This is a genomic window from Paenibacillus abyssi (assembly GCF_014640295.1).
In the GTDB taxonomy this organism is placed as follows: Bacteria; Bacillota; Bacilli; order Paenibacillales; family Paenibacillaceae; genus Paenibacillus_D; species Paenibacillus_D abyssi.
The window spans coordinates 268690-280924 of record NZ_BMGR01000007.1; the positions used below are offsets into that span (position 1 = coordinate 268690).

Consider the following 12235-nt stretch of genomic DNA (forward strand, 5'->3'; position numbering starts at 1 on the left):
TAAGGGGGGATAACTGAAATGGCAAAACCGAAAAAAGTGGTTCGTACCAAACGTCGTGACCGCAAAAATATTGAATCGGGCGTTGCGCACATCCGCTCAACGTTCAACAATACGATCGTTACGATTACCGATCCGCACGGCAACGCGATTTCTTGGGCAAGTGCTGGTAACCTGGGCTTCAAAGGTTCCCGTAAAAGCACGCCGTTTGCAGCGCAAATGGCAGCCGAGTCCGCCGCTAAAGCCGCAATGGAACACGGTATGAAAGCTGTTGAAGTCATGGTAAAAGGACCGGGTGCTGGCCGCGAAGCCGCAATCCGTTCGCTTCAAGCCGCTGGTCTTGAAGTTAACCTGATTAAAGACGTTACACCGATTCCGCATAACGGATGCCGTCCGCCAAAACGCCGTCGCGTATAGTTCTATTGATGTGGTATCAAATATCTGCAACTTGTGAATAATGGTTGTGAAGGTTAGGCATACTACATGATTTGACCTAAAGAACGGGATGGATACGGAGCGACGTTTTGAAGGAGGGTTAAAATTAGTGATTGAGATCGAAAAGCCGAAAATCGAAACCGTAGAACTGAATGAAGATGGCACATACGGACGTTTTGTAGTTGAGCCGTTGGAGCGCGGTTATGGTACGACACTGGGGAATTCGCTTCGCCGGATTCTGCTGTCGTCGCTGCCAGGAGCCGCGGTTACATCGGTACAAATTGACGGAGTGCTTCACGAGTTCTCGACGGTAGCCGGAGTACTCGAAGATGTTACGGAGATCATACTGAACCTTAAAGGCCTCTCGTTGAAAATACATTCCGACGAAGAGAAAGTGTTGGAGATTGATGCGGAAGGCGAAGGGAACGTAACGGCCGGCGATATTCGTGCGGATAGCGATGTTGAGATTCTCAACCCTGATCTTCATATCGGTACATTGGCCTCCGGAGCGCGGCTGCATATGCGGATTTTTGCTAATCGCGGACGCGGTTACGTGCAGGCGGATCGTAATAAGAGAGAAGATCAGCCAATCGGCGTCATTCCTGTGGATTCGATCTACACGCCGATTACTCGCGTCAACTACAGCATTGAAAACACTCGCGTCGGTCAAGTGACCAACTATGACAAGCTGACCCTCGAAGTTTGGACAGATGGAAGCATTCGTCCTGAAGAAGCAGTAAGCTTGGGCGCAAAAATCTTGACTGAGCATCTGGACTTGTTCGTCGGATTGACGGATGAAGCCAAAGATGCTGAAATTATGGTCGAGAAGGAAGAAGATAAGAAAGAAAAAGTACTCGAGATGACGATCGAGGAACTGGATCTTTCCGTTCGTTCCTACAACTGTCTGAAACGTGCAGGCATCAATACCGTTCAAGAGCTGATTACGAAAACGGAAGAAGACATGATGAAAGTCCGCAACTTGGGCCGCAAGTCTTTGGAAGAAGTACAGGAAAAGCTCGAGGAGCTTGGTTTGGGCCTCCGCATGGAAGACTGATGGTGTGAGTCTCTCACACATCTTTGAAAAGGAGGGGAAATTCGATGGCATACCAAAAGTTGGGGCGTGACGCTAGCGCACGGAAAGCATTGTTCCGTGATCTGGTAACCGACCTGTTCCTTTATGAGCGGATCGAAACGACTGAAGCAAAAGCGAAAGAAGTTCGTTCTATCGCTGAAAAACTGATTACTAAAGCTAAAAAAGGTGATCTGCATGCTCGTCGTCAAGTGGCTGCTTATGTGCGTCGCGAAACCATTGACGGTGAACAAGACGCAATCCAAAAGCTGTTCTCCGAGCTGGCTAGCCGCTACTCGGAACGTGCGGGCGGATATACACGCATTATGAAGCTGGGTCCTCGTCGCGGTGACGCGGCTCCTATGGTTTATTTGGAATTGGTGGATCGTGCTTAATTGAGCGGACTGAAAGGGTGGACCAAACGGCCACCTTTTTTTTCTGCCAACCGGGTTGATAGTTCCCTGTGAATTCCGCGGCTGCGACAATGACGGGGTTCCAGCTGCTGTTAAAACAGTGTTCCCTTGATCAGTCAAGGCGGTAGGAACACCGTTGTAAAGGCAGGACGTACTGCAAGAAGCGGTGAAAGGCCCTCTGAACCACGCAGGGAAAGTCGATGAATGGATAGAGGGAAAGCTGCAAGGAGGATTAGAATGCGCAACATCTGTATGACGGTTAGTTATGATGGGACGGAGTATAACGGCTTTCAGAGCCAGCCAATCGGCAGAACGATTCAGGGGGAGATTGAGAAGGCGATTCATGCGCTGACCGGTGAGGATGTAAAGATTCACGGATCAGGACGCACGGATGCCGGTGTGCATGCCCGCGGGCAGGTATTCAATTTCCTGACGGAATCGCAAATCCCGGTCGGCAAATGGGCCATTGCCGTGAACTCGCGCCTTCCTGACGATATCGTGATACGCGGAGCGGAGGAAGTGCCGCTCTACTTTCATGCCAGGCGTTCTGCCAAGCGCAAGACGTACCGTTATTCGATCCGGATGGGCAGGTACCCGGATGTATTTAACCGTCGCTACGAGTTCCATCATTATAATCCTTTGCAGCTCGATCCGATGCGTGAAGCCTTGGAATACCTGATTGGTGAACACGACTTCACGACATTCACTTCCATTCACTCGACGAAGAAAAGCCATGTCAGGACGATATACGAGGCCAAGTTGGTAGAAGCGGATGGAGTTGTTCATACGTATTTTACCGGTAACGGTTTTTTGTATAATATGATCCGGATTATTATGGGAACTTTGATGCGGATCGGTGAAGGAAAGATGTCCGCAGCAGATATGCCGAGCATCCTTGCAGCATGTGATCGGACGAAAGCCGGACCAAAAGCGATGGCTCACGGCCTCACATTGTGGGAAGTGGAATACACGTCAAAATGATCAAGAGAAATGAATAAAATTCGCTTGCTCATCACGATTATTTGTAGTAAAATATAACTTGTGCTTTCTTAGTGGCTCTCCCACAGCCCCGACTAAGTTAGCCTCCAACAAAGCAAGTTACAACGAGATACACTTAACTTAAAACAATGAAGCTTATTTAAGAATACATGCGATTTGTTTGATCGAATGAAGGAGGATCATCCCATGCGTACCACGTATATGGCCAAGCCTAATGAAGTTGAGCGCAATTGGTACATCATTGATGCCGAAGGCAAAACGCTCGGTCGTCTGGCAAGCGAAGCGGCAGCGCTGATTCGCGGCAAACACAAACCGCAATTCACTCCACACGTTGATACTGGTGACTTCGTAGTCGTCATCAATGCGGAGAAAATCGTTCTGAGCGGAAAGAAACTTCAGGACAAAATGTACTACCGTCACTCCCACTATCCGGGCGGATTGAAAGTGACGTCAGCTCAGGATATGCTCGCTAAGAAACCTGAGCGCGTTGTTGAACAAGCTGTTCATGGCATGCTGCCTAAGAACCGTTTGGGCGACAAAATGAAGCTCAAGCTGAAAGTCTATGCCGGACCGGAACACCCACATCAAGCACAAAATCCTGAAGTTTACGAACTTCGCGGGTAAGAAAGGGAGGACAGTTTCATGGCTCAAGTACAATACTATGGAACAGGTCGTCGTAAACACTCGGTCGCACGTGTGCGTCTTGTTCCGGGTGAAGGACGAATCATTATTAATAAACGTGAGCTGGATGAATATTTCGGTCACGAAACATTGAAATTAATCGTTAAACAACCACTCGCTTTGACAGAAACACTGTCCAAGTATGACATTCTTGTTCTTGCACATGGCGGCGGAACAACTGGCCAAGCCGGAGCAATCCGTCACGGCATTTCCCGTGCGCTTCTGAAAGCCGATCCGGAATTCCGTCCAGCACTGAAACGTGCCGGATTCCTGACTCGTGACCCACGGATGAAAGAACGTAAGAAATACGGTCTTAAAGCGGCTCGCCGCGCACCTCAGTTCTCGAAACGTTAATATTGTACACCGTACCTTCTCTGTAGCCACGGAGAAGGTATTTTTTATTGTTTTTAACTGAACAAAATGATTGCTCAATCGCCCTGGAAGACGTATAATACTTATAAAGCATACAAAATTACTAGGGATTAAAAATGGAGGTTATTCGAATGAATCTGTTTGTAAAAGAAGCGCTCGTAAAGCAGAAGGCGGAAGAGCTCGAAAATGCATCGCCCGAAGCTATTTTACAATATGCGGTTGAGACGTTTCCGAATATCACATTGGCGTGCAGTTTCGGTGCGGAAGATGTTGTGCTCGTCGATATGCTTCAGAAAATCAGTCCCAAAACTGACATTTTCTACTTGGATACGGATTTTCATTTCAAAGAAACCTATGAAACCCGTGATCGCTTGGAAGAACGCTATAACCTGAAGTTTGTACAGGCGAAAACTTTGGTAACACCGGAAGAGCAAGCTGCAAAGCATGGTGAGGCGCTATGGAAGAGCGATCCGAACGCGTGCTGCAACATCCGTAAAGTCGAGCCGCTCACTCAAATTTTATCGAAATACGAAGCATGGATTACCGGGATCCGCCGCGACCAAGCGCCTACTCGGGCCAATGCGAAGAAGATTGAATATGATACAAAGTTCGGTTTGATTAAGTTTAACCCGATTGCTGGCTGGACATCCGAAGATGTATGGAATTATATCCGTGCTAACGATGTGATCTACAACCCGCTGCACGATAACCATTATCCAAGCATCGGCTGTGAATATTGCACGCGTCAAGTTATGCCAGGTGAAGATCCGCGCGCGGGTCGTTGGTCCGGCAATGACAAAACAGAGTGCGGATTGCATAAATAAAGGATAAACTTAGGAGGCTCAAGCAGCATGAGTACAATTTTGCCGCATGGCGGCGTATTGATTAACCGTGTCGCAGAGGGAGCAGAGCGCGAGTCGCTGCTTGCTGAAGCTGGCAATTTAAAATCGATCAACATTAATGCATGGACAATTTCCGATCTTGATCTGATTGGCGTAGGCGCGTTCTCGCCGTTAACCGGCTTTTTGAACGAAGAGGACTACAAATCGGTTGTTGAACGGATGCGCCTGGCAAACGGTACAGTATGGAGTATTCCGATTACGTTGGCTGTTGATGAAGCAAAAGCTTCCGAGCTGTCGATCGGTGACCGCGTATCGCTTGTTGGAGAAGAAGACGGAGTTACTTATGGTCTGATTGATGTGGAGAGCATTTATAATGTCGACCAAAAGGTGGAAGCGGTAAATGTGTTCAAGACCGATGATCTGGAACATCCAGGCGTGCAAAAGCTATTCTCACGGCCTTCAACCTATGTTGGCGGAACAATCACCGTATTGAACCGTCCGAAGCCGGAGCGTTTCGAAGAGTACTACTTCGATCCTTCGGAAACTCGTCGTTTGTTCGCTGAGAAGGGCTGGCGCTCCGTTGTCGGCTTCCAAACCCGTAATCCGGTACACCGTGCGCATGAGTACATTCAGAAGTGCGCAATGGAAATCGTAGACGCGTTGTTCCTTAACCCGCTTGTCGGGGAGACGAAGTCGGATGATGTTCCGGCTAACGTTCGGATGAAGAGTTATGTCTCGCTGCTCGAGAATTACTATCCGGAAGATCGTGTGTTTCTGGGCGTATTCCCGGCGGCTATGCGTTATGCTGGACCGCGCGAAGCGATCTTCCATGCGATGGTTCGCAAAAACTATGGCTGTACGCACTTTATCGTCGGACGCGACCATGCTGGCGTAGGTGACTACTATGGCACTTACGAAGCGCAGGATCTTCTCAAGTCCTTCCCTGCTGAAGATCTCGGAATTACGCCTTTGTACTTCGAGCACAGCTTTTTCTGTACGAAATGCGGAAACATGGCTTCAAGCAAAACATGTCCGCATGACAAGGAGCATCATTTGACGCTGTCCGGTACGAAAGTACGCGCTATGCTGCGCGATGGAGTCGTCCCACCGCCGGAATTCTCGCGTCCTGAAGTCGCGAAGATTCTGATCGAGGGTATGGCTGAGCATTACGTGCTGTAATTAAGACCTATATCGTTTGCATAATGAACCGCCTCGTCCCATATAGATGGTAAAGAGCGCGAAGGCCAGTCTGACTAAAGAAGTCGGATGGGCCGCGCGACCTTTGCAAATCGTTATGGACGGGGTGGTTTTTTCTATGCGCCGAGGATTGAGAAGCCGGGTGGTCATCTGGTTGAATTATCGGGGAGCGCTGCGAATCAGCACCGGCATGGTGATGGTTCTGTTGACTGTGCTTCTGCTCACGCAGGATATGCCTTCCTCACGCACTTGGACGTATTGGACACTGCCGTTATCAGGCAAGGTCATTGCTATCGATGCGGGACATGGAGGTATTGATGGCGGAGCGGTCAGCAAGCAGGGATTGGTGGAGAAAGATTTGAATCTGGCGATAGCGCTTTATTTACGTGATTATTTGCAGGAAGCTGGGGCCTTGGTCTATCTGACACGTGAAGGGGATTATGATCTGGCGCAGGAGGGTACACCAGCGTACAAACGGAGGAAGACAGAGGATCTTTTGCAGCGTGTTCAGATGATAAAAGATTATAAGGCCGATGCCGCGATCAGCGTTCATATGAACAGCATTCCGCAGGAGCGCTGGTCAGGGGCGCAAACGTTCTATTATCCGAACCATCCCGATAATGAATCTCTTGCCGCACTCATTCAAGAGGAAATTAAGCGCAACCTGGAGAACACGAGCCGAGCGGCCAAAACGGTGAATACGGTTTATTTGCTAAAGGCGATCGAGGAAATTCCAACCGCTTTGGTAGAGGCCGGATTTTTATCCAATTCATCCGAAGCGCAGCGTTTGGGCGATGCTGAATATCAAAGGCAGGTAGCGGCATCGATCTACCAAGGCATTTTACGGTTTTTTTCCGGAGAGCGGAAGAGTCCGCCGCAATCATGATGGCAAAAAGTCCAGTCCAACACTGGCTGTATCGCTTGGAGATGAGTGAATATATGATATAATGGAAGGCATTAAGTGTTGGGATCAAGACTATGGCGGCGAGCAGAAAAGGTGTGAGGAATAACGATGGTGACACGCGAGCAAGTTATGGAAGCGATTGGACCGGTTATCCGTTCCAAAGAAACGGCGGATCTGGTCATGATCCGCGATATCATGGTGAAGGACCGTCAACTATCGATGACGGTCCTGCTCTCCAGCGACGAAGCAAAGCCGTCGCTGGAAGCCGCGCTGCGCGAGGCGCTTGCTCCGCTCGGGGCCGAAAACGTGCACTTCCGTTTTCGTGCCATGAGCGAGCAGGAGCGCGCGGAAGCGCTCGAGCAGCGCGGCTCAGCGCCTGCAGCGGCAGGCGCTGGCAGCGCTGGCGCCAGCACGCCGCGCAGCGCCGCTGCAGGCGCTGGCGCCCCCCGCGGCACAGCCGGGGGCGGACAAGCGGCCGCCGGCCAGCCCGTGAAGGGGCATGGCGCCGGCATGGACGTGCACCCGCTGCTGCGGGAAGGCAGCGGTGTGCAGTTCATCGCCGTCGCCAGCGGCAAAGGCGGCGTAGGCAAGTCTACGGTGACCGTCAATCTGGCGGTCGCCTTGGCCCGCAAGGGCAAGCGTGTCGGCATTATCGATGCCGACATTTATGGCTTTAGCGTGCCGGATATGATGGGTATCGAAGATCGTCCGGAAGTGGTTAACAAGCGCGTCATTCCGATTGAGAAGCATGGCGTGAAAGTGATGTCGATGGGCTTCTTCGTCGAGGATAACAGTCCGGTCGTATGGCGCGGCCCGATGCTCGGTAAGATGCTGCGCAATTTCTTTGCAGAGATTGAATGGGGAGAGCTTGATTACTTGCTGCTCGATCTGCCGCCGGGAACGGGCGATGTGGCGCTTGACGTGCATCAAATGATCCCGCAAAGCAAAGAGATCATTGTCACGACGCCGCATGCTACGGCAGCCTTTGTAGCGGCAAGGGCCGGCGCAATGGCGATCAAGACAGAGCATGAAATACTCGGTATCATCGAGAATATGTCCTATCATGAGTGCAGCCACTGCGGAGAGCGCGAATATATATTCGGCCGGGGAGGCGGCGCGCGTCTGGCCGAGTCGCTCAATTCGGAGCTGCTTGCTCAGATTCCGCTCGGCGCGCCGGATAATCATATCTCGGAGCCGGATTTCTCGCCGTCTGTTTACAAAGCCGAATCGGCGACAGGACAGATTTATTTGGACATTGCACAGAAAATACTGGATCAATATGAACAGGCCGCTGAATAGCAGCTCACAATAATCCAATAAATAAAAAGGGCTACATAAGTAGCCCTTTTTATTATGCTTCCTCGCCGCCGTCCGTTCCTCCGTCCCCTCCGCCTTGATCTCCGCCTCCGCCCCCGTCTCCGTCACCAGATGGTTTATCTACCTTTTGATCAGGCTTAGGTTTCAATTCGTCTTGAACTGCTTTTTTTAGTAATTCTAGGATTTCCAGACGAACGAGTGGGCTTTGCATGCTTTCATGCATGATCGTTGCGACTTGTTTCCGGTACTGCGTGCTTTGCAGCACATCGAGAATCATCTTATCCATTTCAGGATTTTTCAAGACGGTGATGAGGTCCTGCTGATAGGCGGGATCCTTCATGAGATCTTTGTGAATTTGTTTGTTTTGCTTGTTTACCGCCTTCGCGAACTCGCCGGCAAACCTGGGATCGGTCATCAGCTTCTGGATGACCTGATCATAATCCGGTGACACGAGCACTTCTTTTACCGCTAATCTCACTTGCTCCTGATCCTGAACAGATAACATGCCCATTTGGCTGCCGCTGCTTCCGCTCATTTGAACCGCGGATTCCTGCAGTGCTTTTTGAGCGTCTTCTGTTTTTAATATGTCGATTACCATGGATTTCATATCTTTGTAGCTAAGTTGTTGGCTGCCTCCCGAGGGCTCAGCGCCGCAGCTTGTCAGCATCAGCAGCATCAAGATGGCAAACGCCAATATAGGCCACCGGTTTTGCATGATACGCTTGTCTCCCTTCTATGCGGCCTGCGGCAAGATTAGTCATAAATATGCCGGACTGCAGCTTGCGTTTCATGCCTGTAGTATATGTCATTGTTCACGGGATTATCATGGACAGGACGTAGCTTTTTGTTGCGGAAGTGGTAAAATAAAGGGTATGCCAACGTATAGGCTTACGATGAATTTCCTGCATAATGCTTATTGGGAGGTAAAGATTGCGTGAACATAAGAAAATGGTTCTTCTTATTTTGGAGTTGTATGGCGGTGGGGGCTGTTACAACAGCGATTACGGGATCCATCATGCAGTGGACGGATCAGTCATTTGGCTTTATGGGGCTCGAAGCAGCCGGATTTAATGCATTAATGATGGCTTTGGTCGGCACGATGATCGGCGCATTCAGCCAGATGGGCTTTTTTGCCTACTTGACGTTGAATTACATCGCGCTTAGCGTATTCCGCAAAAAATATCTATGGAATGCACTGCAAGCCTATACCACGATCTTTGCTGTATTTCTGCTCGGATATGTGCTGTATGAGAATCGGGCAGCTCTGAACAACTGGATGTTCTGGGCGCTGCCGCTTGTATTGGCGGTGTTCTCCTGGATTGTAGGTGTGATAAAAGTAAAGCAAACGAACCGCTCGGCATTTATTCCGACATTGTTCCTAATGTATGTGGGGACTACACTGGAGGCTTGGCCGGCACTGGGCGGCGAGAACAATGCTTCGGCAGTTATTTTTATGTTTATTCCGTTGTTTGTTTGTAATGCCTACCAAATTTTGCTGCTGCACCGTATTCTTAAACCGGCAGCGACCGACTCCGCCTCAGAGGCGAAACCGGTCGCATAAGTTCATTTGGTTCAAAAATCTGTGACGTCCAGCGGTAACAGGGTCGATTTGTCTTGTACCGGTTTGCCGCTGATTTCTGTTTGATTGATTAATTTGCTAACCGTTACAAAATCATAACCTTTTGCGCGCAATTGATCGATGATGACAGGGAGTGCTTCATGCGTCTGTTTGGAAGAATCGCTTGCATGCATCAATATAATATCGCCGGGGTGAGCTTTGCTTACGACGCGATTGATAATCTTTTCTGTGCCGATGTTCATCCAATCCAGGGAGTCTGTATCCCATTGAATGACTTTGTAGTTTAACTCCTCGGCAATTCTGAGCACGCGTTTATCAAAATCGCCATTAGGCATACGAATCAGATTCGGATTTTTTCCCGTTACCTCGCTTATAATTGCATGAGCCGTTTGAATTTGGCTGCGTATTTCTTCATCGCTCAGCTTGCTGTAAAAGTCATGTTTATGGCCGTGACTTCCGATTTCGAACCCGGCATCCACAATTTTTTTGACGATTTTGGGATGGGATTCGCTCCAGGGGGAGGAGACAAAGAATGTTGCGTCCTTCACGCCTTTTTCTTCCAGTACTTTCAGAATGGGTTCTGCCCGGGTATCCCCCCAACTGATATCAAAGGTAAGCGCCACGACTTTTTTATCTGTCGGCACACTGAAAATTGCGGCTGGCTGCTGCGGGGAGAAGACCGTGATGTTATCCTTTTCGGCGTACACGACACCGGCTGTGAAGAGCAGTGCGACTATAATCAGAAAATAACGTTTGACTCGCCGTCCATTAATAACATAGAACATATTCATTGAGGCAGGCTCTCCTTTCCTTTGGGGCTTGTTTAGTACCAATGTATGCTCGTACCAGACAGTTATTCATCATTGGGACAAATTGATATGAATTCTAGAAAGGAGATATATCATGTTTTCATGGAAAGCGATCATTGGCCATTTTAAAGACATGCGAGCTTACTTTGCCTTTGCAACGATCTTATTTTTTGCAGGAATGGTTGTCGGAGGGACGAACCAGCAGTTGGAAATGTTCATGAACAGTCAGCTTGAAGGTTTGATCCAGCTTGCCCAAACGGCTCAAAACAGCAGTAATCCCACTCTTTTTATGTTTGTACTGATCTTTTTGAACAATGCGGTCAAATCAATTCTGATTATGTACTTAGGCGTTCTCTTCGGTGTGATCCCGATCTTCTTCATACTTGTTAATGGGATGCTGCTCGGTTATTTATTTACGGTGATCAATCAGCAGGGCGGCGATTTGTTTACCCTGATCGTCAAAGGAATACTGCCGCATGGCATTATCGAGATACCGGCCATCATCGTTGCTTGCGCTTACGGGATCCGATTTGGCATGCTGACGCTGCAGGGGGCGGGTAACCTTGTGAGAAAAAAACCGGGATTTGGCACGGTATATGAACAATTTCTTATCCGCACGGTTCCAGTCATGGTTATTCTTGTTATCTCGCTGCTGGTTGCGGCTGTAGTTGAGAGCACCTTTACACTTTGGCTGCTTCAGGCCTAAAGGTTAATTTAATAAAACTTCCAAAATCTGAGCATAACAATACAAGCGGCGTTTTTTGCGGGATCGATCGCAGGCGCTGCTTTTTTGTAAAGTTCGAAACGAAATCCATCCATTCCGTTAAATCCGGGAAGGCGGGGAGGACGTTTACGCTGTTTGTTCGATTCTGGAAGGAGGCCGGCGCAAGTAATGCTTGGTATACTGTTCAGTGACAAAGAATGCAGGGAGCTTGACTATGTATTACGCAAAGAGTTGGACGAGATGTTATTGGACCTGAATGATTCAAGAATGGATGGAGAGATTAAACAAGCCATCGCAAAGCGGTATAAAGTGATTTTTCGCATGTATGCACGAATAGCCACACCAAAGGAACTGTCTCGTTATGCCTTGAATATCAAGGTGCATCGCTAAGAAATAGCAGGTTATTTCTCTCGTTTTAGAAAAAAACAAAAAAGTTAGGCACAGGTCTTGACGACTTAGATCGATATGTGGTAAATTAGCATTCGTCCCATTGAGGACAAGACTTCTCAAACAAACAACGGAAAATTACCACTTGCAATGTTTGAGAGACCTGTGATATATTATAAAGGTCGCCGCTGAGAAGGTGGTCGACAAAAAGAAACAATATTTGTTCTTTGAAAACTGAACAACGAGCGAAATGCCCTATAGCTCTGAGAGCTATAGAAAAGCAATAAACGTAATGAGCAATCAGCTCACATTCGGTGCTTTTATCCATCGGCTTTCAGCCGAGAGATAAAGACGCCTTTTATGGAGAGTTTGATCCTGGCTCAGGACGAACGCTGGCGGCGTGCCTAATACATGCAAGTCGAGCGGACTTGATGGAGTGCTTGCACTCCTGATGGTTAGCGGCGGACGGGTGAGTAACACGTAGGCAACCTGCCTGCAAGACCGGGATAA

The 12235-nt window shown here is 49.0% G+C and carries 15 protein-coding genes and 1 rRNA gene; 14 read left to right on the forward strand and 2 right to left on the reverse strand.

The features are described from left to right. Positions 1-18: 18 nt before the first annotated feature. The 10 genes from rpsK (at position 19) to salA (ending at position 8208) form a co-directional block, all read left to right on the forward strand. Positions 19-414, forward strand: coding sequence for a 30S ribosomal protein S11 (rpsK, locus tag IEW11_RS12610; protein ID WP_134756119.1), 396 nt, complete (start codon positions 19-21; stop codon positions 412-414). Between the two features lie 127 nt (positions 415-541). Further along, a complete protein-coding gene (locus tag IEW11_RS12615) occupies positions 542-1486 on the forward strand; it encodes a DNA-directed RNA polymerase subunit alpha (RefSeq protein ID WP_188531404.1) in 945 nt (314 codons plus the stop codon). Between the two features lie 44 nt (positions 1487-1530). Further along, positions 1531-1896, forward strand: a complete 366-nt coding sequence (gene rplQ, locus IEW11_RS12620; protein ID WP_188531405.1) for a 50S ribosomal protein L17 — start codon at positions 1531-1533, stop codon at positions 1894-1896. A 255-nt stretch (positions 1897-2151) separates the two neighbouring features. Continuing rightward, a complete protein-coding gene (gene truA / locus IEW11_RS12625; RefSeq protein WP_188531406.1) occupies positions 2152-2895 on the forward strand; it encodes a tRNA pseudouridine(38-40) synthase TruA in 744 nt (247 codons plus the stop codon). A 204-nt stretch (positions 2896-3099) separates the two neighbouring features. Then, positions 3100-3537 (forward strand): 50S ribosomal protein L13, encoded by a 438-nt coding sequence (gene rplM / locus IEW11_RS12630; RefSeq protein WP_188531407.1) that lies wholly within the window; start codon positions 3100-3102, stop codon positions 3535-3537. Positions 3538-3555: 18 nt separating this feature from the next. Further along, positions 3556-3948, forward strand: a complete 393-nt coding sequence (gene rpsI, locus IEW11_RS12635) for a 30S ribosomal protein S9 (RefSeq protein ID WP_188531408.1) — start codon at positions 3556-3558, stop codon at positions 3946-3948. Positions 3949-4097: 149 nt separating this feature from the next. Beyond that, complete coding sequence (locus IEW11_RS12640) at positions 4098-4790, forward strand: phosphoadenylyl-sulfate reductase (RefSeq protein WP_188531409.1); 693 nt, start codon at positions 4098-4100, stop codon at positions 4788-4790. 27 nt (positions 4791-4817) lie between these two features. Continuing rightward, positions 4818-5987 (forward strand): sulfate adenylyltransferase, encoded by a 1170-nt coding sequence (gene sat / locus IEW11_RS12645; RefSeq protein WP_188531410.1) that lies wholly within the window; start codon positions 4818-4820, stop codon positions 5985-5987. A gap of 136 nt (positions 5988-6123) precedes the next feature. Then, positions 6124-6891, forward strand: a complete 768-nt coding sequence (gene cwlD, locus IEW11_RS12650; protein ID WP_188531411.1) for an N-acetylmuramoyl-L-alanine amidase CwlD — start codon at positions 6124-6126, stop codon at positions 6889-6891. Positions 6892-7017: 126 nt separating this feature from the next. Next, positions 7018-8208, forward strand: coding sequence for an iron-sulfur carrier protein/transcriptional regulator SalA (gene salA, locus IEW11_RS12655; protein ID WP_188531412.1), 1191 nt, complete (start codon positions 7018-7020; stop codon positions 8206-8208). Positions 8209-8260: 52 nt separating this feature from the next. Here the strand turns inward: salA and gerD are convergent, their stop codons facing one another. Beyond that, positions 8261-8941, reverse strand: a complete 681-nt coding sequence (gene gerD / locus IEW11_RS12660; RefSeq protein WP_188531413.1) for a spore germination lipoprotein GerD — start codon at positions 8939-8941, stop codon at positions 8261-8263. Positions 8942-9160: 219 nt separating this feature from the next. Here gerD and IEW11_RS12665 point away from each other — a divergent pair, with 219 nt between their 5' ends. Next, positions 9161-9787 carry a KinB-signaling pathway activation protein gene (locus tag IEW11_RS12665; protein WP_229725221.1) on the forward strand — a complete coding sequence of 209 codons (627 nt, stop codon included), beginning with the start codon at positions 9161-9163 and terminating at the stop codon, positions 9785-9787. A gap of 11 nt (positions 9788-9798) precedes the next feature. Here the strand turns inward: IEW11_RS12665 and pdaB are convergent, their stop codons facing one another. After that, on the reverse strand, positions 9799-10596 hold the full coding sequence (gene pdaB, locus IEW11_RS12670; protein WP_188531414.1) for a polysaccharide deacetylase family sporulation protein PdaB: 798 nt from the start codon (positions 10594-10596) through the stop codon (positions 9799-9801). A gap of 112 nt (positions 10597-10708) precedes the next feature. Here pdaB and IEW11_RS12675 point away from each other — a divergent pair, with 112 nt between their 5' ends. The 3 genes from IEW11_RS12675 to IEW11_RS12685 form a co-directional block, all read left to right on the forward strand. Then, positions 10709-11320: a stage II sporulation protein M gene (locus tag IEW11_RS12675; protein WP_188531415.1), complete on the forward strand. Its 612-nt coding sequence runs from the start codon at positions 10709-10711 to the stop codon at positions 11318-11320. Between the two features lie 186 nt (positions 11321-11506). Further along, complete coding sequence (locus IEW11_RS12680; RefSeq protein WP_188531416.1) at positions 11507-11728, forward strand: hypothetical protein; 222 nt, start codon at positions 11507-11509, stop codon at positions 11726-11728. Between the two features lie 354 nt (positions 11729-12082). Then, a 16S ribosomal RNA gene (locus IEW11_RS12685) occupies positions 12083-12235 on the forward strand; the annotation flags it as partial.

What these genes read in the sequence shown, in the direction of transcription:
- rpsK (WP_134756119.1), top strand. Translation starts at nt 19, where the DNA reads ATGGCAAAACCGAAAAAAGTGGTTCGTACCAAACGTCGTGACCGCAAA.
- rplQ (WP_188531405.1), top strand. Translation starts at nt 1,531, where the DNA reads ATGGCATACCAAAAGTTGGGGCGTGACGCTAGCGCACGGAAAGCATTG.
- truA (WP_188531406.1), top strand. Translation starts at nt 2,152, where the DNA reads ATGCGCAACATCTGTATGACGGTTAGTTATGATGGGACGGAGTATAAC.
- rplM (WP_188531407.1), top strand. Translation starts at nt 3,100, where the DNA reads ATGCGTACCACGTATATGGCCAAGCCTAATGAAGTTGAGCGCAATTGG.
- rpsI (WP_188531408.1), top strand. Translation starts at nt 3,556, where the DNA reads ATGGCTCAAGTACAATACTATGGAACAGGTCGTCGTAAACACTCGGTC.
- IEW11_RS12640 (WP_188531409.1), top strand. Translation starts at nt 4,098, where the DNA reads ATGAATCTGTTTGTAAAAGAAGCGCTCGTAAAGCAGAAGGCGGAAGAG.
- sat (WP_188531410.1), top strand. Translation starts at nt 4,818, where the DNA reads ATGAGTACAATTTTGCCGCATGGCGGCGTATTGATTAACCGTGTCGCA.
- cwlD (WP_188531411.1), top strand. Translation starts at nt 6,124, where the DNA reads ATGCGCCGAGGATTGAGAAGCCGGGTGGTCATCTGGTTGAATTATCGG.
- salA (WP_188531412.1), top strand. Translation starts at nt 7,018, where the DNA reads ATGGTGACACGCGAGCAAGTTATGGAAGCGATTGGACCGGTTATCCGT.
- gerD (WP_188531413.1), bottom strand. Translation starts at nt 8,941, where the DNA reads ATGCAAAACCGGTGGCCTATATTGGCGTTTGCCATCTTGATGCTGCTG.
- pdaB (WP_188531414.1), bottom strand. Translation starts at nt 10,596, where the DNA reads ATGAATATGTTCTATGTTATTAATGGACGGCGAGTCAAACGTTATTTT.
- IEW11_RS12675 (WP_188531415.1), top strand. Translation starts at nt 10,709, where the DNA reads ATGTTTTCATGGAAAGCGATCATTGGCCATTTTAAAGACATGCGAGCT.
- IEW11_RS12680 (WP_188531416.1), top strand. Translation starts at nt 11,507, where the DNA reads ATGCTTGGTATACTGTTCAGTGACAAAGAATGCAGGGAGCTTGACTAT.